General features: G+C 72.5%; 21 protein-coding genes. 8 read left to right on the top strand and 13 right to left on the bottom strand.

Features of this window, described 5'->3' with window-relative positions; translation table 11 throughout:
- The first annotated feature begins 94 nt into the window (after positions 1–94).
- Both ACZ9QC_RS33590 and ACZ9QC_RS33585 read left to right on the top strand, forming a co-directional pair.
- Positions 95–1,189: a DUF5925 domain-containing protein gene (locus ACZ9QC_RS33590; RefSeq protein WP_472916531.1), complete on the top strand. Its 1,095-nt coding sequence runs from the start codon at positions 95–97 to the stop codon at positions 1,187–1,189.
- A gap of 26 nt (positions 1,190–1,215) precedes the next feature.
- Entirely contained in the window at positions 1,216–1,986 is a 771-nt protein-coding gene (locus ACZ9QC_RS33585; RefSeq protein ID WP_472916530.1) for a DUF72 domain-containing protein, read from the top strand.
- 186 nt (positions 1,987–2,172) lie between these two features.
- On the opposite strand, the gene ACZ9QC_RS33580 is transcribed toward ACZ9QC_RS33585, so the two are convergent.
- Positions 2,173–2,541, bottom strand: a complete 369-nt coding sequence (locus ACZ9QC_RS33580) for a GntR family transcriptional regulator (RefSeq protein ID WP_184895946.1) — start codon at positions 2,539–2,541, stop codon at positions 2,173–2,175.
- Positions 2,542–2,612: 71 nt separating this feature from the next.
- Here ACZ9QC_RS33580 and ACZ9QC_RS33575 point away from each other — a divergent pair, with 71 nt between their 5' ends.
- Positions 2,613–3,542 carry a GNAT family N-acetyltransferase gene (locus tag ACZ9QC_RS33575; protein ID WP_472916529.1) on the top strand — a complete coding sequence of 310 codons (930 nt, stop codon included), beginning with the start codon at positions 2,613–2,615 and terminating at the stop codon, positions 3,540–3,542.
- Positions 3,523–4,035, top strand: coding sequence for a ribonuclease FAU-1 family protein (locus ACZ9QC_RS33570; RefSeq protein ID WP_472916528.1), 513 nt, complete (start codon positions 3,523–3,525; stop codon positions 4,033–4,035). Before ACZ9QC_RS33575 ends, ACZ9QC_RS33570 begins: the two co-directional genes overlap by 20 nt.
- A 17-nt stretch (positions 4,036–4,052) precedes the next feature.
- On the opposite strand, the gene ACZ9QC_RS33565 is transcribed toward ACZ9QC_RS33570, so the two are convergent.
- Positions 4,053–4,712 (bottom strand): class I SAM-dependent methyltransferase, encoded by a 660-nt coding sequence (locus ACZ9QC_RS33565; protein WP_472916527.1) that lies wholly within the window; start codon positions 4,710–4,712, stop codon positions 4,053–4,055.
- Between the two features lie 137 nt (positions 4,713–4,849).
- Between ACZ9QC_RS33565 and ACZ9QC_RS33560 the strand changes: the two genes are divergently transcribed.
- The gene (locus ACZ9QC_RS33560; RefSeq protein WP_472916526.1) at positions 4,850–4,984 is read left to right on the top strand and encodes a hypothetical protein; all 135 of its coding nucleotides are present in this window, start codon (positions 4,850–4,852) and stop codon (positions 4,982–4,984) included.
- 106 nt (positions 4,985–5,090) lie between these two features.
- On the opposite strand, the gene ACZ9QC_RS33555 is transcribed toward ACZ9QC_RS33560, so the two are convergent.
- A complete protein-coding gene (locus ACZ9QC_RS33555) occupies positions 5,091–5,861 on the bottom strand; it encodes a dienelactone hydrolase family protein (protein WP_472916525.1) in 771 nt (256 codons plus the stop codon).
- Positions 5,862–6,092: 231 nt separating this feature from the next.
- On the opposite strand from ACZ9QC_RS33555, the gene ACZ9QC_RS33550 reads away from it, so the two are divergent.
- On the top strand, positions 6,093–7,133 hold the full coding sequence (locus ACZ9QC_RS33550; RefSeq protein WP_472916524.1) for a lytic polysaccharide monooxygenase auxiliary activity family 9 protein: 1,041 nt from the start codon (positions 6,093–6,095) through the stop codon (positions 7,131–7,133).
- 64 nt (positions 7,134–7,197) lie between these two features.
- On the opposite strand, the gene ACZ9QC_RS33545 is transcribed toward ACZ9QC_RS33550, so the two are convergent.
- The 3 genes from ACZ9QC_RS33545 to ACZ9QC_RS33535 all read right to left on the bottom strand — a co-directional run bounded on the left by ACZ9QC_RS33545 (position 7,198) and on the right by ACZ9QC_RS33535 (position 12,853).
- A complete protein-coding gene (locus ACZ9QC_RS33545) occupies positions 7,198–8,067 on the bottom strand; it encodes an esterase/lipase family protein (RefSeq protein ID WP_472916523.1) in 870 nt (289 codons plus the stop codon).
- Between the two features lie 200 nt (positions 8,068–8,267).
- Positions 8,268–9,236: a DNA polymerase Y family protein gene (locus ACZ9QC_RS33540; protein WP_472916522.1), complete on the bottom strand. Its 969-nt coding sequence runs from the start codon at positions 9,234–9,236 to the stop codon at positions 8,268–8,270.
- On the bottom strand, positions 9,233–12,853 hold the full coding sequence (locus ACZ9QC_RS33535) for a DNA polymerase III subunit alpha (protein WP_472916521.1): 3,621 nt from the start codon (positions 12,851–12,853) through the stop codon (positions 9,233–9,235). The genes ACZ9QC_RS33540 and ACZ9QC_RS33535 overlap by 4 nt, the downstream gene beginning before the upstream one ends.
- 187 nt (positions 12,854–13,040) lie before the next feature.
- On the opposite strand from ACZ9QC_RS33535, the gene ACZ9QC_RS33530 reads away from it, so the two are divergent.
- Positions 13,041–14,096, top strand: a complete 1,056-nt coding sequence (locus tag ACZ9QC_RS33530; RefSeq protein WP_472916520.1) for an ABC transporter permease — start codon at positions 13,041–13,043, stop codon at positions 14,094–14,096.
- Between the two features lie 43 nt (positions 14,097–14,139).
- On the opposite strand, the gene ACZ9QC_RS33525 is transcribed toward ACZ9QC_RS33530, so the two are convergent.
- The 6 genes from ACZ9QC_RS33525 to ACZ9QC_RS33500 form a co-directional block, all read right to left on the bottom strand.
- Positions 14,140–15,219 (bottom strand): S1 family peptidase, encoded by a 1,080-nt coding sequence (locus ACZ9QC_RS33525; protein ID WP_472916519.1) that lies wholly within the window; start codon positions 15,217–15,219, stop codon positions 14,140–14,142.
- A gap of 496 nt (positions 15,220–15,715) precedes the next feature.
- The gene (locus ACZ9QC_RS33520; protein ID WP_472921886.1) at positions 15,716–16,591 is read right to left on the bottom strand and encodes a slipin family protein; all 876 of its coding nucleotides are present in this window, start codon (positions 16,589–16,591) and stop codon (positions 15,716–15,718) included.
- Positions 16,592–16,789: 198 nt separating this feature from the next.
- Positions 16,790–17,692 carry a trypsin-like serine protease gene (locus tag ACZ9QC_RS33515; RefSeq protein WP_184895925.1) on the bottom strand — a complete coding sequence of 301 codons (903 nt, stop codon included), beginning with the start codon at positions 17,690–17,692 and terminating at the stop codon, positions 16,790–16,792.
- Between the two features lie 604 nt (positions 17,693–18,296).
- A complete protein-coding gene (locus ACZ9QC_RS33510) occupies positions 18,297–19,280 on the bottom strand; it encodes an LLM class flavin-dependent oxidoreductase (RefSeq protein ID WP_472916518.1) in 984 nt (327 codons plus the stop codon).
- A 92-nt stretch (positions 19,281–19,372) separates the two neighbouring features.
- The gene (locus ACZ9QC_RS33505) at positions 19,373–21,202 is read right to left on the bottom strand and encodes an FAD/NAD(P)-binding protein (RefSeq protein ID WP_472916517.1); all 1,830 of its coding nucleotides are present in this window, start codon (positions 21,200–21,202) and stop codon (positions 19,373–19,375) included.
- A 399-nt stretch (positions 21,203–21,601) separates the two neighbouring features.
- Positions 21,602–22,864 (bottom strand): DUF5685 family protein, encoded by a 1,263-nt coding sequence (locus ACZ9QC_RS33500; protein ID WP_472916516.1) that lies wholly within the window; start codon positions 22,862–22,864, stop codon positions 21,602–21,604.
- Between the two features lie 303 nt (positions 22,865–23,167).
- Between ACZ9QC_RS33500 and ACZ9QC_RS33495 the strand changes: the two genes are divergently transcribed.
- Positions 23,168–23,611, top strand: coding sequence for a cell division protein SepF (locus ACZ9QC_RS33495; protein WP_184895921.1), 444 nt, complete (start codon positions 23,168–23,170; stop codon positions 23,609–23,611).
- 53 nt (positions 23,612–23,664) lie between these two features.
- Here the strand turns inward: ACZ9QC_RS33495 and ACZ9QC_RS33490 are convergent, their stop codons facing one another.
- Positions 23,665–24,834: an acyl-CoA dehydrogenase family protein gene (locus ACZ9QC_RS33490; protein WP_472916515.1), complete on the bottom strand. Its 1,170-nt coding sequence runs from the start codon at positions 24,832–24,834 to the stop codon at positions 23,665–23,667.
- Between the last annotated feature and the right edge of the window lie 6 nt (positions 24,835–24,840).

The following is a 24,840-nucleotide window of genomic DNA, read 5'->3' as shown; positions in this document are numbered from 1 at the left end:
TCCGGCCGTGAACTCCCGGGCCATCGCGCCGACACCACCGGCACGCCACGGAAAGCGGATGCACGGGGAGCCCTCGGTGACGGATCATGGCGACATGTCTGCCAACCCACACGACGCACTGCCGATCCGGCTCAACGTCGACGACAGCGACTCCCCGTCCGATGTCGTCGACGCGCTGTTCCTCGGCCGTTTCGCGACGGGCGAGCAGCCGTACGCGCACGCGGCGAACATCGACCGGGTACGGTCCGGGGCCACCCTGCTGCCGCCGGGCGCCCGGGTGCTGCGCTCCGCGCGGGACGACGACCGCAGCGCGACCCTCGCCGAGGGCGACGGCTGGACGGTGCTCATCTCCCGCTGGAACCGGGGCGCGGACGTCACGGTGACCGCGACCACCGCCGAGCTGGCGGAGAAGGTCCTCGGCCAGGCCACCGACGGCGCGGCCGACGAGCCCGAGCCACAGCCGGAGAACGTGACGATGGGCTTCTGGTACGTCTCGCCGCGCCGGGGCCCGCACCGCACCACCCGGCAGATCTCGGCGGGCACCTGGGAAGAGGTGCGGCCGAACTACACGGCCCCCGTGGCGGACGCGATGGACCGCCTGATGAAGACGACCCCGGAGGACATCGCGGGCCGTCTTCTGCTGCTGCACGGCCCGCCCGGGACCGGCAAGACCTCCGCGCTGCGCACGCTGGCGCGCTCCTGGCGGGACTGGTGCCAGGTCGACTGCGTCCTGGACCCCGAGCGACTCTTCTCCGACGTCGGCTATCTCATGGACATCGCGATCGGCGAGGAGGACGCGGCGGGCAAGGGCCGCTGGCGGCTGCTCCTGCTGGAGGACTGCGACGAGCTGATCCGGGGCGAGGCCAAGCACACGGCGGGCCAGGCGCTCTCCCGGCTGCTGAACCTGACGGACGGCCTGCTCGGGCAGGGCCGCAACGTCCTGGTGGGCGTCACCACCAACGAGGACCTGGAGCGCCTCCACCCGGCCGTGGTCCGCCCCGGCCGCTGTCTCGCCCGGATCGAGGTGGGCGCGCTGACCCGCGCGGAGGCGGTGGGCTGGCTCGGCACCGACGCGGGGGTGGGCCGCGAGGGGGCGACCCTGGCCGAGCTGTACGCGCTGCGCCGCGGCACGTCACCGACGTCGCTGCCCGAGCCGCGGGGCGGGGCGGACGCGGGCCTGTACCTGTAGGCACGCCCCGGGTGTTTCCTGGATGTATGACCCTTTACGTCGGCACGTCCGGGTGGCAGTACAAGGACTGGCGGGGCGCCTTCTACCCGGAGGGCTGCCCCACCCGGTTGTGGCTGGAGGAGTACGCGGCGCGGTTCGCGACGGTCGAGCTCAACAACGCGTTCTACCGGCTGCCGACGCGGGAGAACTTCGAGGCGTGGCGGGACCGGGTGCCGGGGGACTTCCTGGTCGCGGTGAAGGCGAGCCGGTACCTGACCCACATCAAGCGGCTGCGGGACCCCGAGGAGCCGGTGCGGCGTCTGATGACCCGTGCGGAGGGCCTGGGCGACCGCCTGGGCCCGGTCCTGCTCCAGCTCCCCCCGACGCTGAGAGCCGACGCCGCTCTCCTGGAGGCCTGCCTGGGCTGCTTCCCCTCCGGCACCCGGGTCGCGGTCGAGCCCCGGCACGACTCGTGGTGGACCCCCGAGGTCCGCGAGGTCCTGGAGTCCCGGGGCGCCGCCCTGTGCTGGGCGGACAGCCGTTCCCGCCCGGCCACCCCGCTCTGGCGCACCACCGACTGGTGCTACCTCCGCCTCCACCAGGGCCGGGCCCGCCCCTGGCCCCACTACGGCAGCCGCTCCCTGACGACCTGGGCCCACCGCCTGGCGGACACCTGGCCCGCCACCGCCGACGCGTACGTCTACTTCAACAACGACCCCCACGCGGCGGCGGTCAAGGACGCGACGACCTTCGCGAACGCGGCCCGTAGAACCGGCCTGCACCCCACCCGGACACCGGGACACCTGACGGGGAGGTAGGGGCTTCCCACGGCCGACGGCTCCCCCTGTCGCCGAGCCTCTACTGTGCCCGTCCCTCAGCCACAGCCCTTCCGTCCGGGTCTCCCCACGACCGTCCCTGCCGCCGCACACAATCTCCGCCGCAGCGGCGCTCAACCACGGCGGTGAATCTCGGCGGCACCGAACCGGCCTCGTGCCCCGTCGGCTCTACTCCGCGTACGCGGCCCGTAGGGCGTCGCGGGCCGCTGCCAGTGCTTCCGTCTCGCTCAGGCCCAGGCGGCGCGCCCGCTCCGCGTACGCCCCCGCCGCCACCGCGGCCTCCCGTTCCGCGGCGGAGCCGGCCGCGGCCACGAACGTCCCGTTGCGCCCGCGTGTCTCGATCACCCCGTCGGTCTCCAGCGCCCGGTACGCCTTGGCGACGGTGTTGGCCGCCAGCCCGAGCTGCTCGGCGAGCCCCCGTACGGTCGGCAGCCGGTACCCCACGGGCAGCGCTCCGGAGCGGGCCTGTTCCGAGATCTGGGCGCGCACCTGCTCGTAGGGTGCGCCCCCCTCCACGATGCGAATCTTCAAGGTCACGCGGCGATTGTCCCGTACCCACCGGAAAATCGGAGGCGACGCCCGGCGCCGCCCGCGTAGCGTGCGCTCACATGACTCTGATCGTGCGCGACCTCCGCGCCGCCGACCCGGCGGACGCCGAGGCCTTCGCCGACGTACGCCGACGCGCCCTGCCCTTCATGGTCAGCACCGCCGCGTCCCTGCTCCACGACGCGACGCTCGCGCCCCCCGAGGCCCACCACCAGCAGCTGGTCGCCGAGGCCGACGGCGAGGTGATCGGCACCGCGCAGCTGTCCATCGCCCACGACAGCCCCGAACCGGGCCAGGGCGACATCACCGTGTACGTCCACCCGGCGCACGTGCGCCGGGGCGCGGGCGCCCTGCTGGCGCGCACCGCCGAGGAGCGGCTGACGGCGGTGGGCGCGCGGCGCCTGCTGTCCTGGGTGCTGGACACCCCGGACAACCGCGCGTTCGCCGCCCGCCGCGGCTACGCCCCGAGCCGCTCCGCGCACTTCCTGCGCCTGGACCTGGCCCACGGCACCCTCCCTCCGCTGCACTCCCCTCCCGGGGACGTGGAACTGCGTACGGCCGCCGACTTCGCCGACGACCCGCGCCCCCTGTTCGACCTGGACGCGGAGACCACGGCCGACGAACCGGGCGACGTCGAGGCCGAGTTGGACGACTACGGGCAGTGGGTCGAGGAGATCTACGGCCACCCTCTGCTGGACCACGCCCTGAGCACGGTGGTCGTCGTGGACGGCACCCCCGCCGCGTTCACCGCGGTGCACACGGACGGCCGGGACCGCTACTTCACCGTGATGACGGGCACGGCCCGCGCCTTCCGGGGCCGCGGCCTCGCCAAGCTCGCCAAGAACGACTCCCTGCACCGCGCCCGCGCCGCCGGCTGCACGGAGGCGTTCACGGGCAACGACGCCGGCAACGGGCCGATGCTCGCGGTCAACAAGTGGTTCGGGTACGAGGTGTGCGCGACGGAGGTGCGGTATGTCCGTGAACTCGGCTGAGCCCCGGGAGGAGGGGCGCGAGGTGGACGTCGTCCTGCTCAAGGCGGGCCGTACGAAGATCCGTTACCCGGCACGGCTGGTGAGCGACGACGGCACCCGGATCGTGGTCCGGGCCGACTGGGCGACCGAGGGCGTACGGGACTTCGGCTTCGTACGCTTCGGCCCGGGTGACGTGTTCACCGAGTACTACTGGCGCGACCGGTGGTACGCGGTGAAGGAGGTCCGGGATCCCCGGGGCGTGCTGAAGGGCTGGTACTGCGACATCACCAGGCCCGCCGTGTGCTCCGGTGGGGAGGTCGTGGTCGAGGACCTCGACCTGGACCTGTGGCGGTCCGCCGACGGCGGGACCGTACTGCGGCTGGACGAGGACGAGTTCGAGGAGAGCGGGCTCGCGCGGAGCGACCCGGAGGCCGCGGCCGCCGCGGTCGCCGCCCTCGACACGCTGGAGGCGCTCGCGACCACCGAGGGCGGCCTGGAGTCGCTGCTGTCCTAGCCGGTACCGGCTGGGGGTCAGAGGCGGCCCACGATGGCGTACCGCTCGTCATCGACCGCCTTCCCCCACAGCAGCGGGTCGTCCCCCAGCCGCACCAGCTCCGCTTCGGACACGAGGGGCGCGAGCAGCCCGTACAGCCGCTCGGCGGGTATGCCCACCGGGCTGACCGTGCCCCACACGCCCTCGACCAGCACGAGTCGGCCGCCGGGCCGCAGCAGTCCGCACCAGCGGCGCAGCACACGGCCCGGGTCGGGCAGGGTCCACAGCACATGGCGGACGAGGATCACGTCGAACCGCTCCTCGCCCACGGGCGGGGCCGCCGCGTCGCCGACGAGGAACACGGCGGGTCGCCCGGCGAGCTTGGCGCGGGCCAGGGCGACCATGGCGGTGGAGGAGTCCACTCCGGTCACCCGGTGCCCCTGTTCGGTCGCGAGGAGTGACAGGCTGCCGGTGCCGCAACCGACGTCGAGCACGTCGCAGGCTCGCCCCGGCAGCCAGTCGCGCAGCCGGGCCGCCCAGGCCTCCCGGACGACGGGTTCCCGCAGGCCATGATCGGGTTCGTCGTCGAAAGCGGGGGCTTCCGCGTCCCAGTCGACGGCCCCGGGAGGGTCATCTGCCGCCGGGTTGTTCGGTGTTCGCGGGGCCGGGGAGGTTTCGCCGTCGTCGATGTTGGTCATGCCGCCAGAGTGACACCTGCCACTGACAGTCCAGATGGTGACAGCCGCCACTGACAGAGCACGAACGATGAGTAACGCTCCCGGAAAAGGTCTACCTCCGTGAAAACGCGGAACCCAGTAGACGCAAGGAGGCAGCCATGCGCCGTACGACCGTGCAGAAGCCCCTGAGGAAGTCCACGTCCCGCCGGGTACGGGACGAGGCCGACGAACGCCCCGCCGAGCGCCGGGAAGTGCGTAAGGACATCGCGCGCACGTGGTGGCCGGACGGCTGAGCGTTCCGCGCTCCCGCCCCGCCGACCACCCGCGCCGCCACCCGTCCACCGACCGCCAGAGTCCGTCAGACCGTCCGAACGGCAACCGCCCCGGCCGGCCGGACCGTCATGACCTCGGCCGCTTCAGGGTGCGGTCCAACAGGTCCAGCAGCGCCGTCCAGTGGCGTTCCGCCGCCTCGGCGTCGTACGCGGCGGTGTCGGCCTGGGTGTAGCCGTGCGAGGCGCCCGGGTAGACCTCGGTGCGGTGGCGGACGCCAGCCTCGGTCAGTGTCTTGTCCAGCAGGTCTATCTGCTCCGGGGGCAGGGAGGGGTCCCCGTCTGCGTGGCCGAAGTAGACCTCGCCGGTGATCCGCGCCACCGCCAGGTGCGGGCTGTCCGGGGCGTCGGTCGCCAGGCCTCCCCCGTGGAAGCCGGCCGCGGCGGCGACCCGTTCGGGGAAGGCGCCGGCGGTGCGCAGGGCCAGCCGGGCGCCCATGCAGTACCCGGTGGTCCCGACGGGCCCGTCGGCGGCCCGGGGGCTGTCGGCCAGCCATCCCAGATACGCGGCCGCGTCCCGCAGGGCGAGATCCGGCGTCAGCGCCAGCATGACCGGCAGGATCTGGTCCCACATCTCCGGACGCGCGGCCGGGTCGATGAACTCGGGCAGGTCGAACACCGGGGTCCGCCCCGACCGGTGGAAGACGTTGGGCACGAGGACCGTGTATCCGGCACCGGCCAGCCGGTCGGCCATCGCCCTCAGATGCGGCCGCAGCCCGAACGCGTCCATGTAGAACAGGACCGCCGGATGCGCGGCGTCGTCGTCGGGGTGGACGAAGTAGGCGTCGACGGTGCCGTCCTCGGTGGCGATGTCCACGGATGTTCCGCGTACGGCGGTCATGCGTGAGGTCCCTTCTCTGCGGCGGACACGAACGGTCCCCAGTCTCACGCACCGAGGTAAGAACCAGATCTCCGGTCGGATCCCGACCCTCCTCAACGCGCTTTCCTGAGCCCTCGGTTAGCCCACCCTTAACGCCACCATAAGGATCGCGCGCGCCCGCCCTCAGCAGGCGATTCCACGGTCTCTTGGGGCTAGCTTGCTGATCGTCCCCGCCTTGAGGAGTGCCCCGCCATGCCCGCTGCCCGCCGCAAGGCCACCGCGTCCGCCACCGCACGTGCCGTCGGTGCGATGGGCGCGGTCGGTGTCGCCCCGCTCGCCCTGAGCCTGTGCGCCGCCGGGCCGGCCGCGGCGCACGGTTCGCTGGGCGACCCGGTGAGCCGGGTGGCGCGGTGCCACGCGGAGGGCCCCGAGAGCCCGAGGTCGGCGGCCTGTGGGGCGGCGGTCGCGGCCGGCGGCACCCAGGCGCTCTACGACTGGAACGGCGTACGGATCGGCGACGCGGCCGGCCGCCATCGGGAGCTGATCCCGGACGGCGAGCTGTGCAGCGCGGGCGGCGAGGCGTTCAAGGGCCTCGACCTCGCCCGTCCCGACTGGCCGGCGACGAGCGTGCGCGCCGGGTCGTACACCTTCAAGTACCGGGTGACGGCCCCGCACAAGGGGACGTTCACGGTGTACGTCACCAAGGGCGGCTACGACCCGTCCCGGCCGCTGGCCTGGGACGACCTCGATCTGGCGAACCCGGTGGCGACGGCCACCGACCCGGCCGCGTCGGGCGGGTTCTACACGTTCTCCGGCTCCCTCCCGCAGCGCTCCGGCAAGCATCTGCTGTACGCGGTCTGGCAGCGTTCGGACAGCCCGGAGGCGTTCTACTCCTGCTCGGACGTCTCGTTCGGCGGCGACGACGACACGAGCACGACGACCGACCCGACGCCGAAGACCTCGGCGAAGGCGACGGAACGGACCTCGGCCGAGGAGGACGAGGAGACCGGGGACGCCGAGAACGCCGGGGACACCGGGGACGCTGCGGACACCGCCTCCGACGACACGTCACCGACCGCCAGGTCCACGACCGACGAGAGGCCGGCCGTGGAGGCCGCTTCCGCCGGCCTCGCGGAACCCGCCGGCGGCAAGGACGGCCTCGCCGACACCGGCGGCGACGGCGTGACCCCGTACCTGGCCCTCGGCGGCGCCGCCGTCCTGGCGGCGGGCTCCTCCCTCCTGTTCGCAGCGGCCCGCCGCCGCGCGACGACCGGTGGGCGGCACGGCCGCTGACGACTTCCGGGGCCTGTCGGGCGGCTCAGGCCGGACAGGCCCCGGCGGAACGTACCGGCACGTGTCAGCCGACGACCGACAGACAGGTCGTCGGAGTGGCGTGGGCCGGGTCCAGGGCGTTGACGACCTCGTGGAACGCGATCCGGTCGAGGAGCCCGATCGCCGCGTGCTCGGAGAGGTCGAGCGCGCAGAGGTCCTGGATGACGATGTTGCGTACGTTCGGCCCGTCGAGGAACTGGGACCGGTACGGCGTGACCACTTCGTCGTACCGGGTGGCGAGGACCGTGTAGGTGACACCGGGGACGGTGTCACCGCCCGCGTTCAGCTTGGTCAGGAAGGGGGACCCGACCACCTGGTCGGCGAGGGCCGGGGTGGCGGTGGAGAGCAGGTCGCCGGCGCCGGGGAAGTGGTCGAGGAGCTGGGTGAGGCCGTTCAGGGTGGTGCCGTGGTTGGAGGGCGCGATGCCGACGAGCGCGTTCACCTCGGCGGCGCCGCCGAGGAACTTGAGGTAGTAGCGGGGCATCATGCCGCCCTGCGAGTGGCCGACGAGGTCGGCCTCGGCGGCGCCGGTCGCGGCGAGCACCCGGTCGACGAAGGCGTCGAGCTGCTCCGCCGACTTCTCGATGGGGCCCAGGCCGTGGAAGAAGGCGACGCCGGGGAGTTGGCCGTAGTCGAGGGAGTAGACGCAGTAGCCGCGGTTCACGAGGTACGGCGCGAGGCCCAGCCAGTTGTCGACGGAGTTCGCGAACGTTCCGTGGACGAGGACGACGGGGCGCGGGTGGGCGCTGGAGGGTTTGCAGGTGTAGTCGTTCCAGCCACGGCTGGTCGCGGCGGCCGAGTCGGCGGCCTCCGCGGCGGTGACGGGGACGAGGGTCGCCGCGGCGGCCAGGCACAGGGCGGCCAACGGTCTGATCAGGCGTTTCCAGGGCAGCATCGGGTGATCTCCTTGCGGCTCAAGGGACGTGCGACGACGTTCGCCCTGTGATCCGGATCACGAGGATGCTGTTCTTATTCGCCAAGTTACGGGCGAGTAGAAAAAGTGGGAAGTTACGCGTCAGTAAAAACTTCAAGTGATGATGGGGGCCACTGACACGTGCCGCCCGACCGTCGCCGGACGGGACCGGCGGGGGCGGCTCACGCGGCCAGCGTCCCCGGCATCACCGCGTGCGGGCCGAACTTGGCGCGGACCAGGTCGGCGACCTCCTCGATACGGCGGACCTTCTCGTCGACGGGGTCGAAGGCGAGCTGGTGCGAGGCCTGGTCGGCGGGGGTGAGCCCTTCGGCGCGCAGGGCGACCGCGCGCACGCGGGCGCGCTGGAGGCCGAGGGCCTCGTACAGGGCGTAGGCGGTCGCAGTCAGCGCCGGGGAGTGCGCGGTCGGCTCCTTGAGCGTGCGGGTGCGGGTCGTCGAGGAGCGGTCGGCGTAGCGGACGGTGAGGGTCAGGGTGCGGCAGACCTTCTCCAGGGCACGCAGCCGCGAGCCCAGCTCCTCGGTGCCGGCGAGCAGGGCACGGCGGTGCCGGTCGGGGTTCAACTCGTCGTACGGGAAGGCCTGTTCGGTGGCGAGAGAGCGGGCGGCGGCGTTCGGTACGACCCGTCCCCGGTCGATGCCGTTGGCCTTCTCGTGCAGTTCGCGCCCGGTCCGCGCGCCGACCAGCCGCTGCAGCGTGGACAGCGGCGCGCAGGCGACCCCGCCGAGGGTCTCGAGGCCGTACTCGCGCAGGGTGCGGGCGGTCGCGGCACCGACGCCGGGCAGTACGCCGACGGGCAGTTCGGCGAGGAAGTCCACGACGAGGTCCTCGGGCACCGCGCACGGCGACCCGGGCGCCGCCGCCCCCAGCGCCAGCCGCGCCGTCAGCGGTCCGGGCCCGGCGCCGATCACGCAGTCGACGCCGTACAGCGCGAGGGCGCGGATCCGGATCAGCCGGGCCAGTTCCTCGGCGTCCCGGCCGAAGTACCGTTCGGCGCCCCGCAGATCGGCCAGCGCGCCGTCCGGGGGCAGCGCCTCCACGACCGGGGTGAAGTCCTCGACCAGATTGAGGAGACCGGGCAGGGCGGCCTCGTACCCCGAGGGCAGCTGGAAACGTACGCAGAGGATGGTCATCCCGCACTCCCTGGACTCTGGTGCCACAACTTCCGTATCCGAGAAGGACCTTGAGAGGGCTCTTCGCCCGCGGGCCGCAGATCGGCCCATGGATGCATCTCGTAACCGGTGGGCATCCGGATCCGCCGCCCGGTGTCGCCGCGCCGTCCGCCGTCCCCCTCGGGCGCACCGCCGTCCCCGCTGCCCCCGGTGTCCCCGGTGTCCCCGGTGCCCCCGCTGCCCCCGGTGTCCCCGCTGTTCATGGGTTCCGGCTCCGCCAGCCGAGGTGCCACCGCGTCGAGGCCGCCCTCGCGCCGCAGCTCCACCAGTTCGGCGAGGTTCCAGGCGGCGGCGCCCACCACGCTGAGGCTGCGCGGCCCACGTCGCTGCACCACGCCGCGCACCAGCAGCAGCCAGGAGTGGAAGACGGTGTGGGCGCAGGTGTCGTGGGAGTCGTCGAAGAAGGCGAGGTCGACCAGGCCGGTGCCGTCGTCGAGGGTGGTGAAGACGACCCGTTTGCCGGAGCGGATCGGCGGGGTCTGGGTCGCCGCCTTGGCGCCCGCGACCAGCACCGTCTCGCCGTGCCGCGCCGAGCGCAGCCGCCGCGCCGACACCACGCCGAGCTCGTCGAGGAACGCCCGGTGGTCGTCCATCAGGTTGCGGGAGACGTCCATCGACAGCACGCCCAGCTCGGCGCTGAGCCGCTCGGCGGAGGACAGGTCCGGCAGGCCGGCCGAGGCGGTCCGCCGCCCGCCGGACAACGGGAGTTGACCGCCGCCCGCACCCCGGCCGCCCCGGTGCAGCTCGGTCAGGTGCAGTTGCAGGTCACGCCGGTTGGCGCCGAACGCGTCCAACGCGCCGACCTGGGCGAGCCGCCCGGCGAGCGGCCTGCTCGGCCGCGCCCGCTCCCAGAAGTCCAGCAGCGAGGCGTAGGGCTGCCCGTCCGCGATCCGCGCCGCCTCGGCCTCGCTGATGCCGTGCACGTCGGAGAGCGCGAGCCGGATCCCCCACACCTTCTCCTCGGCCGAGCCCGTCGGCCCCCGCGTCCCCTCGGTCTCCTCCGCCTTTCCCGCCTTCCCCGACTCCTTTGACTCGGACACCAGTTCGATACGGTGAGCGACCGCGGACCTGTTCACGTCCACCGGCAGGATCGGCACCCCGCGCCGCCGCGCGTCCGCCAGCAGCAGGCGCTTGGGGTACATCCCGGGATCGTGGGTGAGCAGCCCGGCGTAGAAGGCCGCCGGATGATGTGTCTTCAGCCATGCCGACTGGTACGTCGGCACCGCGAAGGCCACCGCGTGCGCCTTGCAGAAGCCGTACGACCCGAAGGCCTCGACGATCTCCCAGGTCCGCCGAATCGTCTCGGCGTCGTATCCCTTCGCCGCCGCGTGCTGCGCGAACCAGACCCGGATCCGCCCCTGCGACTCGGGGTCCGACAGCCCGCGCCGCACCCGGTCGGCCTCGTCCCGGCCGCAACCGGTCATGCGGTGCACGATGTCGATGACCTGCTCGTGGAAGACGACCACGCCGTACGTCTCCCGCAGCGGCTCCGCCAGATCCTCGTGCGGATAGCGGACCGGCGCCCGCCCGTGCCGGGCCGCGATGAACGGCCGCACCATGTCGGCGGCGACCGGCCCCGGCCGGAACAGCGAGATGTCCACCACGAGATCGTGGAAGGTGGCCGGCTGGAGCCGTCCCACCAGATCCCGCTGGCCCGGCGACTCGATCTGGAAGCAGCCCAAGGTCTCGGTGGAGCGGATGAGTTCGTACGTCGCCGGGTCACCCGCGCCCCGTTCGAAGTCGAGCGCGTCCAGGTCGACCCGCTCCCCCGTCGCCCGCGCCACCTCCGCCACCGCGTGCGCCATCGCCGACTGCATCCGCACCCCCAGCACGTCGAGCTTGAGCAGCCCGAGGTCCTCGACGTCGTCCTTGTCGAACTGGGACATGGGCAGCCCCTCACCGCTGGTGGGCATCACCGGCGTACGGCTCAGCAGGGACGCGTCGGAGAGGAGCACCCCGCACGGGTGCATGGCGACTCCGCGCGGGAGGGCGTCCAGCGCCTCGACCAGCTCCCACAGGCGGCCGTACCTCTGCTGCTCCCCCGCCAACCGCCGCAGCTCGGGCAGCTCTTCGAGCGCCGCCCGCGCGTCCCGCGCCCTGATGTGCGGGAAGGACTTGGCGATCCGATCGATGTCGGCGGGATCCAGGGAGAGGGCCGCGCCCACGTCCCGGACGGCGTGGCGGACGCGGTACGTCTCGGGCATCGCGACGGTCGCGACCCGCTCGGTGCCGAAGCGGTCGATGATCGCGCGGTAGACCTCCAGACGGCGCGCGGACTCCACGTCGATGTCGATGTCGGGCAGCACGACCCGCCGTTTGGACAGGAACCGCTCCATCAGCAGACCGTGTTCGACGGGATCGGCGTGCGCGATGTCCAGCAGGTGGTTCACCAGGGAGCCCGCGCCGGAGCCGCGCGCGGCGACCCGGATCCCCATCTTCCGTACGTCGTCGACAACCTGGGCAACCGTCAGGAAGTAGGAGGCGAAGCCGTGGTGGGCAATGACGTCCAGCTCCCGGTGCATCCGCTCCCAGTACGCGCGCCGGGTGGCGTAGCCGTGCCGCACCATCCCGGCCGCCGCCCGCGAGGCCAGCACCCGCTGGGCGGTGCGGCGGCCCGCGCCGACGAGGTGCGCCTCGGGGAAGTGGACGGTGCCGAGGCCCAGGTCGTCCTCCGGGTCGACCAGGCACTCGGCGGCCGTGGCCCGGGTCTGCTCCAGCAGTCGGTACGCGGTGTCGCGGCGGTACCCGGCGGCCTCCACAACCCGCTCGGCGACGCCCAGCATGGCGTCCGCGCCCTTGAGCCAGGCCTCGCCGGAGTCCAGTTCGCCCCGGGGGTCGACGGGGACGAGCCGCCGGGCCGCGTCCAGCACGTCGGCGACCGGGCCCATGCCGGGGTCGGCGTACCGGACGGCGTTGCTGAGCACGGGCCGTACCCGCTGCTCGGCTGCGAAGCCGACGGTCCGGGCGGCCAGCCGCAGCGAACCGGGGCCGGTGCCCTCGCGGCCGTGCCACATCGCTTCGAGGCGCAGGGCGTCGCCGTACGTCTCCCGCCAGGGCAGCAGCAGCTTCGCGGCGCGATCGGGGCGGCCCGCGGCCAGTGCGCGCCCCACGTCCGAGGCGGGGCCGAGAAGCACGGTCAGGCCCTCGGCGGCACACTCCGACCAGGGCAGCAGGGGTGGGACCTCGCTCCTGTTCCCCTCCGGACCACGGCCCGCATGCGCCGCCGAAACGATTCTGCACAGCTCGGCCCAGCCCTTGCCCCCCTCCCGGGCGAGGAACGTCACCCGGGGGGTCGACTCGTCGAGGAAGGCACCGCCGCGCACGGGGGCCCGCCGCCGCGCCTGCCGTCCGGAAGGAGCGGGCGCCCCCACCGCCAGCTCCACCCCGAACAGCGGGCGGACCCCGGCCCCGGCGCAGGCCTTGGCGAACCGGACGGCGCCCGCGAGGGTGTCCCGGTCGGTGAGCGCGAGGGCGTCCATGCCCCGTTCGGAGGCGCGCTCGGCCAGCCGCTCCGGGTGCGAGGCCCCGTACCGCAGGGAGAACCCGGAGACGGTGTGCAGATGCGTGAACCCCGGCACACGCACCTCCCACACTCGACCCACCAGTCGCCCAGTCACTTGCTCAGTCACTCGATCAGCCACTCGGCTCGAACATCAGTTCACAGCCTCCTCGCCTCCACCATAGACCACTTTTCGAACTTCTGTACGACAACCATTCGGCCCCGCCCCACCTGCGCAAACGCCACCCGGCTCCGACCGTGGGGACATGACACAGACGGCCGCACCCGGCTCCGGCCCCGGCCCCGGCCCCGCCCCCAGGTCCTTCCTCGACGAGCTCAAGGACGGGGTCACCCCACGGGCCACCCTGCTCGTCGTCGGGGTGCTCGCCCTGCAGCTGCTCTTCATCGCCTCGTACGTGGGGGCACTGCACCACCCGAAGCTCAGGGACGTGCCGTTCGGTGTGGTCGCGCCACGGGCGGCGGCCGAGCAGGCGGTGACCCGGCTGGAGGGCCTGCCGGGCGAGCCGCTGGACCCGCGTACGGTGGCCGACCGGGCGGCGGCCCGGGAACAGATCCTGGACCGGGAGATCGACGGCGCCCTGCTGATCGACCCGGCCGGCACCACCGACACCCTGCTGGTCGCCTCCGGCGGCGGGCGCACCCTGGCCAACGCGCTGGCCACCCTGGTCACCGCGCTGGAGCGGTCCGAGGGCCGTACGGTGCGCACGGTGGACGTGGCCCCGGCCGACCTCGGGGACGCAAGCGGGCTCACGTCCTTCTACCTGGTCGTCGGCTGGTGCGTGGGCGGCTATCTGTGCGCGTCGGCGCTGGCGATGAGCGCGGGGGCACGGCCCACCAACATCCGGCGCGGGGTCATCCGCCTCGGCGCCCTCGCGCTGTTCGCGGTCCTCGGCGGACTCGGCGGCGCGGTCATCGCCGGCCCCGTCCTGGGCGCCCTGCCGGGCAGTGTGGCGGCGCTGTGGGGGCTGGGGGCACTGGTCGTCTTCGCGGTGGGCGCGGCCACCCTGGCGCTCCAGTGCGTCTTCGGGATCGCCGGCATCGGCGTGGCCGTCCTGCTGGTGGTGGTCGCGGGCAACCCGAGCGCGGGCGGCGCGCTGCCGCCGCCGCTGCTCCCGCCGTTCTGGGCGGCGATCGGCCCGGCGCTGCCGCCGGGAGCGGGCGTCTGGGTGGCCCGCTCGATCGCGTACTTCGAGGGCAACGACGTCACCGGCCCGCTGCTGGTGCTCTCCGCCTGGGCAGTGGCGGGGGCCGCCATCACCGTGGTGATGGCGGCCCTGAGAAAGAAACCGGCGGCCGGTTGACCGATCGGCCGATCGGCTGACCGGCGGACCGGCGGACCGGCTGTCAGCCGATCTGCGTGCCGGTCGCCGAGAGCGCCTCGGTGACGGGCTGGAAGAACGTCTCGCCGCCCGAGGTGCAGTCGCCGCTGCCGCCGGAGGTGAGGCCGATGGCCTTGTCCCCCGAGAAGAGCGAGCCGCCGCTGTCGCCGGGCTCGGCGCAGACGTCGGTCTGGACGAGGCCGTTGACGATGTCGCCGTTGCCGTAGTTCACGGTGGCGTCGAGGCCGGTGACCGTACCGCTGTGGACCTGGGTGGTCGAGCCGCTGCGGGTGACCTTCATGCCCACGGTCGCCTCGGCGGCCCCGGAGATGGCCTGGGTGGAGCCGTTGTAGAGGTTGACCTCGCTGGGGTGGTCGACCTCGGCGGTGTACTTCACCAGGCCGTAGTCGTCGCCGGGGAAGCTGGAGTCCGCGTTCTCGCCGATGACCTGACCGCCGGCCGACCAGGTGGAGATGCCCTCGGTGCAGTGACCGGCCGTCAGGAAGAACGGCTCGCCGCCCTTGACGACGTTGAAGCCGAGGGAGCAACGGCCGCTGCCACCGGTGATGGCGTCGCCGCCCGCGACGAAGGGCTTGTACTCGCCCTTGGTGCGCTTGAGTTCGGCCTTGGCGCCGAGGCCGTCCACGACCTTGGTCAGTCTCGCCAGTTCGGCCTTGGAGACGGTGCGGTCCGCGGTGACGACGACCTTGTTGGTGGTCGGGTCGGTGACCCAGGCGGTACCGGGGATGGTGGCGTCCGCCTTGAGGGTCGTCCGGGCGCTCTTCAGCTCGGCGAGGGAGTTCTCCACGATGCGGGCCTTGGCGCCGGCCGCCTCGACGGTCTCGGCGGCGGCCTCGTCGAGCACGTTCACGACGAGGAGCTTGCTCTTCGCGTCGTAGTACGTGCCGGCCGCGTCGGCGCCGAGGTCCGCGTCGAGGGTCAGTGCGAGCTTTCCGGCCGCCGTGATGGACAGCGCTTTCGGCTCGGGGGTCGGTGCGGTCTCACTCGCGTTCGCAGTCTGGAAGGTCACTCCCGCGGCGACCAGTGCGGCGATACCCGCACCCGTCACGACGGCACGGCGCCTGGGTATGCGTCGGTGCTTCAACTCGCGTCCTCCTGTGGGGGGTTGACCGAGAAGGGCGTGGGGGCCCCGCTCGGCCGGAAGGTGTACGGGCAAGGAGGCGGCATACGGTAAAAAACGCCGCGTCCATGCCAACTGTGCGGCGACAACTATTCCTAGGCGCACAGGGAGCACACAAGGTCGACTTCAGGCCGAGCGCACGCCAAGGGCGCACGCCCCGTATGTCATTACCGTCCGGTAACGCCCCACCTGGCGATCACAGGAATTCGCACTGCAAACACGCGAAGCAACGACCTCGTCCACAACGGGTGAGGTCTAGTCCTGGCCGAAAATCGTCCACGACCGAGTGGGGATGTTCGCGCGGTTCCCCGCGCCCCTGAAAGACCAGGCTCTGCGGGCCTGGAGGACGGCGGGGCCGCGGCGGATGAAAAGCACGGGGCGCAGCCCCTGCTTTTCAGGGGCGCGGGGAACTGCGCGAGAACCCCCACCCACCCGCGACCGCCCCCGACCGCCCCACCCCCTACGGCACGACCGGCGGCTCCGACACCCCCGGCCCACCCGTCGCCCCCTGAACCGTCGGCGTCCCCTGAACCGGCGACATCCCCTGAACCGGCGACGTCCCCTGAACCGGCGGAGCCACCTGCGCCCGCTCCAGGAACCGCAGCAGCTCCACCGGGAACGGCAGGACGAGCGTGGAGTTCTTCTCGGCGGCCACCGCCACCACCGTCTGCAGCAGCCGCAGTTGCAGCGCGGCAGGCTGCTCGGACATCTGCTGGGCCGCCTCCGCCAGCTTCTTGGACGCCTGCAACTCCGCGTCGGCGTTGATGACCCGCGCCCGCCGCTCCCGGTCGGCCTCGGCCTGCCGCGCCATGGACCGCTTCATGGTCTCGGGCAGCGAGACGTCCTTGATCTCGACCCGGTCGATGGTGACGCCCCACTCGACCGCCGGGCTGTCGATCATCAGCTCCAGCCCCTGGTTGAGCTTCTCCCTGTTGGAGAGCAGATCGTCCAGCTCGCTCTTGCCGATGATGGACCTGAGCGAGGTCTGCGCCATCTGGGAGACGGCGAACCGGTAGTCCTCGACGCGCACGATCGCGTCGGCCGCCGAGGTCACCTTGAAGTACACGACGGCGTCCACCCGCACGGTGACGTTGTCACGGGTGATGCCCTCCTGCGCGGGCACCGGCATCGTGACGATCTGCAGGTTGACCTTCTGGAGCCGGTCGACGAACGGCACGATCATCGTGAAGCCGGGCTCCCGCACCTGCGGCCTCAGCCGGCCGAGCCGGAAGACCACCCCCCGCTCGTACTGCTTCACGACCCGGGCCGCCGACACCACGTAGACCGCGCCGACGGACGCGAGGGCCACCCCCGCCGTCACCAGCTCCTCGACCATCACGGCCCCCAGGGTCCGAAGTGGGCGTATGAGAGGGAGTACAGGTCGACGGTAACCCCGCCGCCGGAACGAGGGCGAGCCCCCGCACACCATGTGTGCGGGGGCTCGCTGCTGCCGACTGCGGCCGGGTGGGGAGTCGGCGCCGGGGGGAAGAGCGCCGGCTCCCGTTCAGCCTGTCGATCCGTCGGCCTACCGGCCTTAGTAGACCGAGACGCCGTACGCGCTCAGGGCCTCGGTGACCGGCTGGAAGAAGGTCGTGCCGCCGGAACTGCAGTTGCCGCTGCCGCCGGAGGTCAGACCGTACGCCACACCGTTGCTGCCGTAGAGCGGGCCGCCGGAGTCGCCGGGCTCGGCACAGACCGTGGTCTGGATCATGCCGTAGACGATGTCGCCGCCACCGTAGTTCACGGTCGCGTTGAGAGCGGTCACGCGTCCGGTACGGGTACCGGTGGTGGAGCCGGTACGAATGACGTTGGTGCCCACGCTCGGGGTGGCCGCGCTGGTGATGTCCACGTTGCCCGCGGTGCCGTCCTTGGCGATGGACGTGTTGCTGTAGCGCACGAGACCGTAGTCGTTGGTCGGGAAGCTCGACCCGGCGGTCGGGCCGAGGACCGTGGTGCGGCCGGAGTTGGAGTACCAGGTGCCCGCGCCGTCGGTGCAGTGACCGGCGGTCACGAAGTAGTACGTGCTCCCGCTGCGGACGTTGAAGCCCAGGGAGCAGCGCCAGCTACTCGCATAGATGGCGTCGCCACCCTTGATCAACTTGTTGAACTTGCCCGGGGTCCGCTTGATCGTCAGGGCGTCGGCGTTCTCGCCCGCCGCCTTCTTGATCTTCGCGAGCTCGCCCTGGGAGACGGTGCTGTCGATGGTGACGACGAGCCTGTCCGTCGCCGGGTCGATCGCCCAGGCGGTGCCCGGGACATCGGCCTTGAGCACCGATGAGCTGGCGCTCTTGAGCTCGGAGGCGCTGAACGTCTGGGTGCCTGCCGCGTTGGCGGTGGGGACCGTGACGGCGGCTGCGGCCGCGAGTCCGGCGGTCACGGCGATCAGCCGGGTCCGTCTCGCTATGCCGCTGCGGGGGGTCGTGCGCTTGATCCTCACTGTTCGTTCCCTCCAAAGGGAAGTCGGGGGCCCGCGTGGGGTCGGGGCCCGTGAGGCGCAGATCAGGGGCATCGGTCCGGATTCCGGACACGCCGTGTCCCTGACAAGGCGCTGGGGGGAAGTATTCGGCCGTACCGCCGACCCACGCAAGGGTGCCTTTCGGCCTCTCGGATCCCAACCGGCGCGCCCTCCATGCCAGTTGATCCCACCAGGCCATATGTGCGGGTTCTGTGTGAATCGTTGTCGGCTCCCGGAGGGATCGGCTGACGGGTCGTCGGAGCAGGCCGCAGGGCCCGGAAGCGTTGATCACCACTATCGTCGGCCGCGGTGGAGGCCACCGCCCGAGGCGCCCGGTCGGAGTACCCGGGTCCACCGCGCGGGGGTGTCCGGAACTGATGCGTTGGGCCGTTCAGCCGTTCGGTACCGCCACCCGGGTCCCGGGGCGGCGGATCGACCTCCCGAACCGCCCGGACACCTGGGCGCGCGGCTGCCCGCATGCCCTTGGGAAGGGACCGGTCTCGGGTCCATGACCGCAACCTCATGGATCACGGACCACTTGGCGAGCAGGCGGCGCCCTCCCGGCGCCCCGCGCGCCGGCCGTCCGTCATGACGTTCCCCCTGTCATGACGTGCCGGTGGACGGGCCGGGCGAGGCCCAGGTGCTCGCGCAGCGTGCGGCCCGGGTAGAAGGTGCGGAACAGTCCACGGTGCTGGAGCAGCGCCACCGTCCCGTTGACGAGTCGCTCCAGGTCACGGCGCGGCTCGACGGGCACGAGATGGAAGCCGTCCGTGGCCCCGGCCCGGTGCCAGTCGGCGATCAGCTCGGCGAGGGCGACGGGGCCGCCCCGGTACAGCGGTCCGTCCGTGGTCCGGCGCGGCCCTCCCCCGCCGTGGCCCGGCTCGGCCGCGTGCTCCCCGCCACCGAGATCCACGCGCAGACTCACCAGCACCCGCAGCTCGTCGGGGTCCCGCCCGGCCCCGGCCGCCCCGTCCCGCAGCTCCGTCCGTACGGCGTCGGCGTGGGCCGGGTCGGCGATCCGCAGGAGTGCCACGTCCGCGTACCGGGCGGCGGCCCCACGACTCTCCTCCTCGGTCGCGTCGACGATTCGCACGGGCTGCCCCTGCGGCGACGGGACCCGCGTCGAAGCCCGCTGGGCCGGGACCCCACGAGCCTCGGCATCCGCGGCACCCCCGGAGCCGGCGTGACACGTCTTCACCAGCCCGCCCTCCTCGTCCGTGTCGTCCGCGCCCGGCGCCTCGATCCACCACCCGGCCCGCCCCCGGCTGACCCGGTCGAGCGCCGCCACGGCCGCCCGTACCCGGCCCGGCTCGGCGGGCGTCGCCGTCACCACCGGCACCAGCCCGACCCGGTCCGTCTGCGACGCCACCCCGGACGACACCGCCAGCGCGTCCAGGCCCGCCGACGCGGCCGGGCCCGGCCGCGCGGACGCGTCCCCGACCGTCACGAAATCCAGCGCCCCGCGCTCCGCGAGGCGGGCGAGCTCGACGAACGCCTCCGCGTCGCCCTCCGCCCCCCGATCAATGGCTGCGGCCAGGTGCAACCGCCCCCGACCGTACGAAGACCCCATACCGACCGACCTCTCTCCACTGCGACCACGGACACGGACGTCCCCTCCACCCACCGCCCCGGCACCGCATGCACCCCGGCACCGCGTCGCGCTCACGCCGCCGCGCGGTGCCCGAGGTCCCGCAGGAACGCGAGGACGGCCCGGGCCGTCGCGTCGTTCTGGCGGAAGGCCGGCCCACCCGTACGCGGCCGGGTGAACGCGCCCGGCGTACGGCTGTTCGTGTAGGGGCCGAGGGCGAAGCGTCTGGGGTGCGGGCGCCCGGCCCGGTCCAGGACGCGCCCGTCCCCGGGGTCGACGGCGACCAGCCCCTCCGCCGTCTCGACGACGCCCCCTTCCTCGTACAGCTCGCGCAGCAGTCCGTCGCGGACCCGCGCGACCGTCGGCTCCGGCAGCCGTGCCTCGACCAGCGCCCTCGCCTCGACCGACCAGCCGGGCACGGTGGCGCCGGACGCCCGGAACACCCCGTCCCCGGTGGCCACGGTCATGTCCGCCCCGACGAAGGTCAGGACACCGGCCCGCGACAGCGCGAGCAGCTGCCGCAACCGGGGACCGGGCGGCCCCGAGGCGAGGTAGCTGAAGAAGCCGTGCCACCAGGACCCGACGTCACCGAGCCGGATCAACTGCCCGTAGACGGAGAGCAGTCCGAAGAAGACCCCCAGGTCCGGGCTGAAGGAGGGATCATGACGGCGCTTCAGATCGGCCTCGACGTAGCCCCGCAGACCGCCCTGGAACTCCTCGTACGATCCGTACCGCACCCCCTCCAACGGGCGGTCCAGCGCGGCCAGGTCCAGCCGGTCGGCCGGGGCCGGAACCGCCGAGGCCACCAGCGCCGCCCGCTCCCCCGCGTCCGCCGCCGCGTACTTCTCCTCGAAGTCCGCCCAGGCCATGGCGGTCCGTTCGGGATGGGCGTGGAACAGCCGGTGGTAGTGCGCGAACCCCAGCTCCTTCTCCACCGACGGCCAGACATCACCCCGGAAGTCCACCCCGCCGGTCCGCGCCCTCCGCTCCAGCACCGCGTCGACCTCGGCGGGCCCGAAGAAGCGCGGCAGCGGCGGCCGTTCGCCCTCCAGGTCGTAGCCGATCTTCGAGTGGTACGGCACCCCGCGCCGCGACCCGACGTACAGCACGGGCTCCCGGCCCGAGGGGTGGTACGTCAACTCCCCGTCGGGATCGTCGGGGTCTGCCTCGTACCGCCCCCCGCGCCCCTCCGTCAGCAGCACCATGAGGTCGACGAAGGCGAGCCCGAAGCCCCGCACGAGCACCGGTTCCCCGGGCGCCAGCGACGACAGGTCGCTGTCGGCGGTGAAGTCGGGCGGCAGATGGACGAGCCCGTGGGTGCGGGCGTGTTCCGCCAACTTGCGCTGTTCGTCGTCGAGTTCGGCGTCCAGATGGCCGAGCGCCAGAACGACGAGGTCAGCGGCGAGCGGACGGGGGCGCCCCTCCAGCCACACCTGCTGACGCCCTTCGGGCGGACCGCTCACCCGCAGCGCCCGGCGCGGATGATGGTGGACGGTGATCTCCTCGGGCAGGCCGGCCACGGCGCTCTCATGCACCCAGCGCAGATACGCGCCCTGGGTCCGCCGGTCCGGGAAGACCCGCCCGTCGAGGCCCGCCCACTCGTGCAGGGTGGGCCCCTCCCGTACGGGCCCCTCCATGCTCACCGTCTCGTCGGTGAACATCGTGACGTCCTCGGCCTGCGAGTTCATCCACAGCAACGGCGACTGCTCCGCCCGCCAGATACGCCCGGCGCCCGGTGGATGGGGGTCGACGAGGTGGATGTCGAAGCCCGTGCCCGCGTAGAGCGCGTCGGCGTTGGCGGCGATCCGCTCGATCAGCCCGGTGCCGCGCGGCCCGGCCCCGACGATCACCAGGGACGGACGGGAGAAGGGCAGGGACGGGTGGGAGGAAGAGGCAGACGGCATGCGAAAGGCTCCGTGAGTCCGAGTCGAACACGGGTGCCCTCACACGAGCGCGTCCGGCGAGACGGACGCGGGCGACCGAGCCCCTCAGCAGCGGTCTGCGCCGAGAGTACGGCGGTCTTTCCCCTCGCTGTCAAGGCTGTCCGAACTGTGAGCGTCACGTCTCAAGTCGGTTGACGCGCTTTCGTATGCCTGTTCCACTGGGTCCATGCATCCGCAGCGGTGGCTGGTCAAGCGCTCCCACATCGACCTCGGTCGAGTGTGGTCCTCCTCCTGTTGAGCTGAGCCGATCCCACTGCGCGCCCCGATTCCGAGGGGCGCCGTTCGCGTTTTCCCCCGGCCTTCACACACGCGCCCCTCCCCTCGCGTTCCCTTCTTTACCGGTCCCGCGCAGCTGCCCACTCAGCAGTCACAGCCACAGCACTCGCACGCGTCACAGCAGTCGCAGTCCCGGCAGATGCCTTCGCGCTTCTTCCGGGACCAGGGACCCTCGTACTCCTTCGCACAACACATCTGGCAGGTGCAGCACAGCAGCGTGAACATCCCGCACCCCGCCCAGAAGCCCCGCCGCCGCGGGGGCTGCGGCGCCGGTCCACCACCGAACCCCCCACCCCCGCCACCGCCGTGGCCCGCGCCACCGCCGCCGAACGGATTCCCACCACCACCGGCATACGGATGCCCGCCACTCCCCGCGTACGGATTGCCCCCGCCCCCGGCATAGGGGTCACCGGTGCCGCCCGCGTACGGATTGCCCGGCACCGCCCCACCCTGCTGGTGCGCCCCGCCCGGCTGGTGCGCGGAGCACGTCGGCACGGCCCCGAACGCCCGGTCCACCGACCTGCGCAGCTCGTGCACCAGGAGCAGATGGGCGAGCTTGCCGTCGACGAACTCGGCCTCGCGCAGGGCGAGGCGGATGCCGTGCAGGGCGTCGTCGGCGAGCCGTCGGGCCTCGGTGAGGGAGGTGCCGGTGGCGGTCAGCGGGTTCCACGCGCCGACGGCGGCGTCGGCGGCCCGGTCCTCCACCGCGTCCAGCAGATGGGCGAGCCGCCCGAAGAGGCGTCCGGCCTCGGCGAGCGGTTCGGCGTTGCCCGGCCGTCCGGCCAGGATCGCGGTGTGCGCGAACGCCGCCGCGGTCGCCGTCTCGGTCGGCTCGGTGACCGTCAGCAGCGGGGTGCCGGGGCCGACGAGCGCCTCGATCCCGAGCTGCCGGTCCACGGAGTCGACCAATACCGCCGTGTCGAACCCGATGTCCGCCCCCGTACGCGCCCCCGCGCGCCCCCAGTTCGTCGCGATCCGGCGCGCGGCGTGCGCCACCGGCTTGCGCGCGAGCAGTCCATCCCCGTCGGCGACATGGTCACGGACCTTGGCCGAGGCGAGCACCAGCGAGACGGCGGCGGCGAGCCGCGCGCCCTCACCCCGCGCCACGGAGGCGGTGCGCATCCCGCGCAGCGGACAGGGTCCGGCGGTGCGCCGCCGGTCGGCGGTGCGCCCGGCCTGAGCCTCCGTCAGAACCGAGACCAGCAAACCGTCATAATTGGTGACGATCCGAGCGAACTGTCCGTGATCGCCGCGCAGTGCGAGGCAGAGCCCGCACAGATGCGCCATCCATTGCGTCCGCAGCCCCTCGCCCAGCCGATGGCCACAGGGCCTCACAATTCCGAACACGACACTCCCCCGTGTCTCCCGGCGCCTTCGCACGCCCGTCGGCGTCGCCGCATCGTAGCCGCCGGAACGTTCACTCGGACGCAGCAGGACTCACCCAAACGCCGCGAACAATATTATTTCACTCCCTGTCAGCAGGTGTGTACAGCGGAGCCCTTGGGGCACATGGACTCTCGACGAATTCGTTCTGCACCAGTACCGTCACGAAACCCCCGTGCGGCGTCTATCCACTTGGCGAGACATCCGCATCATGGACGACGATAGGGATGCGGAAAGCACGAAAGACCGCTGCGAGAGGAGGCGTCCATGGGATCGGTGCGCAAGGCGAGTGCCTGGCTTGGCCTCGTCGACGACAACGATGACGAGCGTTACTACGACGACGACTACGCCGATGAGCGGGAGTCCGGCTCCGGCGAGGCCTGGGTCACCGACCCTCGTGTCAAGGTCGCGTCCGAGTCCGCGCAGGAGCACGGCCGCCGGATCGGTACGGTCACGCCGGACAGCTTCCGTGACGCCCGGCACATCGGCGAGCTCTTCCGGGACGGCGTCCCGGTCATCATGAACCTCACGAACATGGAGCCCGCCGACGCCAAGCGTGTCGTCGACTTCGCGGCCGGTCTGATCTTCGGTCTGCGCGGTTCGATCGAGCGCGTGTCGAACCGCGTGTTCCTGCTGACCCCCGCCGACACGGAGATCGTCAGCGGCGAGGTCGCGAGCCGCCCGGTGGACGGCTTCTTCAACCAGAGCTGAGGCAGGGCCGCTCGCCGGCCCGTCCTTGCGGTGCCCGGGTCACCCGACGCGGCTCACCGGAAGGCGTCGAGTCCGGTGAGCGCCTTGCCCAGCACGAGTTGGTGCATCTCGACGGTGCCCTCGTAGGTGAGCACGGACTCGAGATTCGTCGCGTGCCGCATGATCGGGTACTCCAGGGAGATCCCGTTCGCGCCGAGAATCGTCCGGGCGGTACGGCAGATCTCGATCGCCTCGCGTACGTTGTTCAACTTGCCGAAGCTGATCTGCTCGGGACGGAGCCGTCCCGCGTCCATCCGCCGCCCCAGATGGTGGGCGAGCAGAATCCCCTTGTGCAACTCGACCGCCATGTCGGCGAGTTTGGCCTGGGTGAGCTGGAACGCCCCGATCGGCTTCCCGAACTGCTCCCGCGTTTTCGCGTAGGCGACAGCCGACTCGAAACAGGATCGCGCGGCGCCCATCGAGCCCCACACGATTCCGTAGCGGGCGTGCGAGAGACAACTCAGCGGGCCTTTCAGCCCCGTCACCTCCGGCAGTACCGCGTCGGCGGGCAACCGCACACCGTCCAGGACGAGTTCGCTGGTGACCGACGCGCGCAGGGACCACTTGTGCTTGATCTCCGGCGCGGAGAACCCTGCCGTGTCGGTGGGCACGACGAAACCCCGCACACCCTCCTCGGTCCGCGCCCACACCACGGCGACCCCGGCGACGGACCCGTTGGTGATCCACATCTTCCGCCCGTCGAGGACCCAGTCGGAGCCGTCCCGCTTGGCGTACGTACGCATCGACGCCGGATCGGACCCGTGGTCGGGCTCGGTCAGCCCGAAGCAGCCGATGACCTCACCGGAGGCCATGCGCGGCAGCCAGGTCCGCTTCTGCTCCTCGCTGCCGAACCGGTGGATCGCGTACATCGCGAGCGACCCCTGCACGGACACCAGCGATCGGATACCCGAGTCCGCGGCCTCCAGCTCCAGACAGGCGAGCCCGTACTGCACGGCGCTCGCCCCCGCGCACCCGTAGCCCTCCAGCGACATCCCGAGGGCGCCGATCGCCCCCAACTCCCGCGCCAGCTCCCGGATCTCGGGCAGCTCCCCCCGCTCGTACCAGTCGGCCACGTACGGCAGCACCCGGTCCCCCGCCCAGCTGCGCACGGTGTCCCGCACGGCGAGATCCTCGGGGTCGAGCAGATCGTCGAGGCCGAGGAGATCGGCGGGGTCGAAGCTCATGGGTGC

The sequence above is a fragment of the Streptomyces sp. HUAS MS02 genome (assembly GCF_055702265.1).
Note: the sequence above shows the minus strand (reverse complement) of the source record. Positions and strands in the feature narration are given on the sequence as shown.

What these genes read in the sequence shown, in the direction of transcription:
- ACZ9QC_RS33590 (WP_472916531.1), top strand. Translation starts at nt 95, where the DNA reads ATGTCTGCCAACCCACACGACGCACTGCCGATCCGGCTCAACGTCGAC.
- ACZ9QC_RS33585 (WP_472916530.1), top strand. Translation starts at nt 1,216, where the DNA reads ATGACCCTTTACGTCGGCACGTCCGGGTGGCAGTACAAGGACTGGCGG.
- ACZ9QC_RS33575 (WP_472916529.1), top strand. Translation starts at nt 2,613, where the DNA reads ATGACTCTGATCGTGCGCGACCTCCGCGCCGCCGACCCGGCGGACGCC.
- ACZ9QC_RS33570 (WP_472916528.1), top strand. Translation starts at nt 3,523, where the DNA reads ATGTCCGTGAACTCGGCTGAGCCCCGGGAGGAGGGGCGCGAGGTGGAC.
- ACZ9QC_RS33565 (WP_472916527.1), bottom strand. Translation starts at nt 4,712, where the DNA reads ATGACCAACATCGACGACGGCGAAACCTCCCCGGCCCCGCGAACACCG.
- ACZ9QC_RS33560 (WP_472916526.1), top strand. Translation starts at nt 4,850, where the DNA reads ATGCGCCGTACGACCGTGCAGAAGCCCCTGAGGAAGTCCACGTCCCGC.
- ACZ9QC_RS33555 (WP_472916525.1), bottom strand. Translation starts at nt 5,861, where the DNA reads ATGACCGCCGTACGCGGAACATCCGTGGACATCGCCACCGAGGACGGC.
- ACZ9QC_RS33550 (WP_472916524.1), top strand. Translation starts at nt 6,093, where the DNA reads ATGCCCGCTGCCCGCCGCAAGGCCACCGCGTCCGCCACCGCACGTGCC.
- ACZ9QC_RS33545 (WP_472916523.1), bottom strand. Translation starts at nt 8,067, where the DNA reads ATGCTGCCCTGGAAACGCCTGATCAGACCGTTGGCCGCCCTGTGCCTG.
- ACZ9QC_RS33540 (WP_472916522.1), bottom strand. Translation starts at nt 9,236, where the DNA reads ATGACCATCCTCTGCGTACGTTTCCAGCTGCCCTCGGGGTACGAGGCC.
- ACZ9QC_RS33530 (WP_472916520.1), top strand. Translation starts at nt 13,041, where the DNA reads ATGACACAGACGGCCGCACCCGGCTCCGGCCCCGGCCCCGGCCCCGCC.
- ACZ9QC_RS33520 (WP_472921886.1), bottom strand. Translation starts at nt 16,591, where the DNA reads ATGGTCGAGGAGCTGGTGACGGCGGGGGTGGCCCTCGCGTCCGTCGGC.
- ACZ9QC_RS33510 (WP_472916518.1), bottom strand. Translation starts at nt 19,280, where the DNA reads ATGGGGTCTTCGTACGGTCGGGGGCGGTTGCACCTGGCCGCAGCCATT.
- ACZ9QC_RS33505 (WP_472916517.1), bottom strand. Translation starts at nt 21,202, where the DNA reads ATGCCGTCTGCCTCTTCCTCCCACCCGTCCCTGCCCTTCTCCCGTCCG.
- ACZ9QC_RS33495 (WP_184895921.1), top strand. Translation starts at nt 23,168, where the DNA reads ATGGGATCGGTGCGCAAGGCGAGTGCCTGGCTTGGCCTCGTCGACGAC.
- ACZ9QC_RS33490 (WP_472916515.1), bottom strand. Translation starts at nt 24,834, where the DNA reads ATGAGCTTCGACCCCGCCGATCTCCTCGGCCTCGACGATCTGCTCGAC.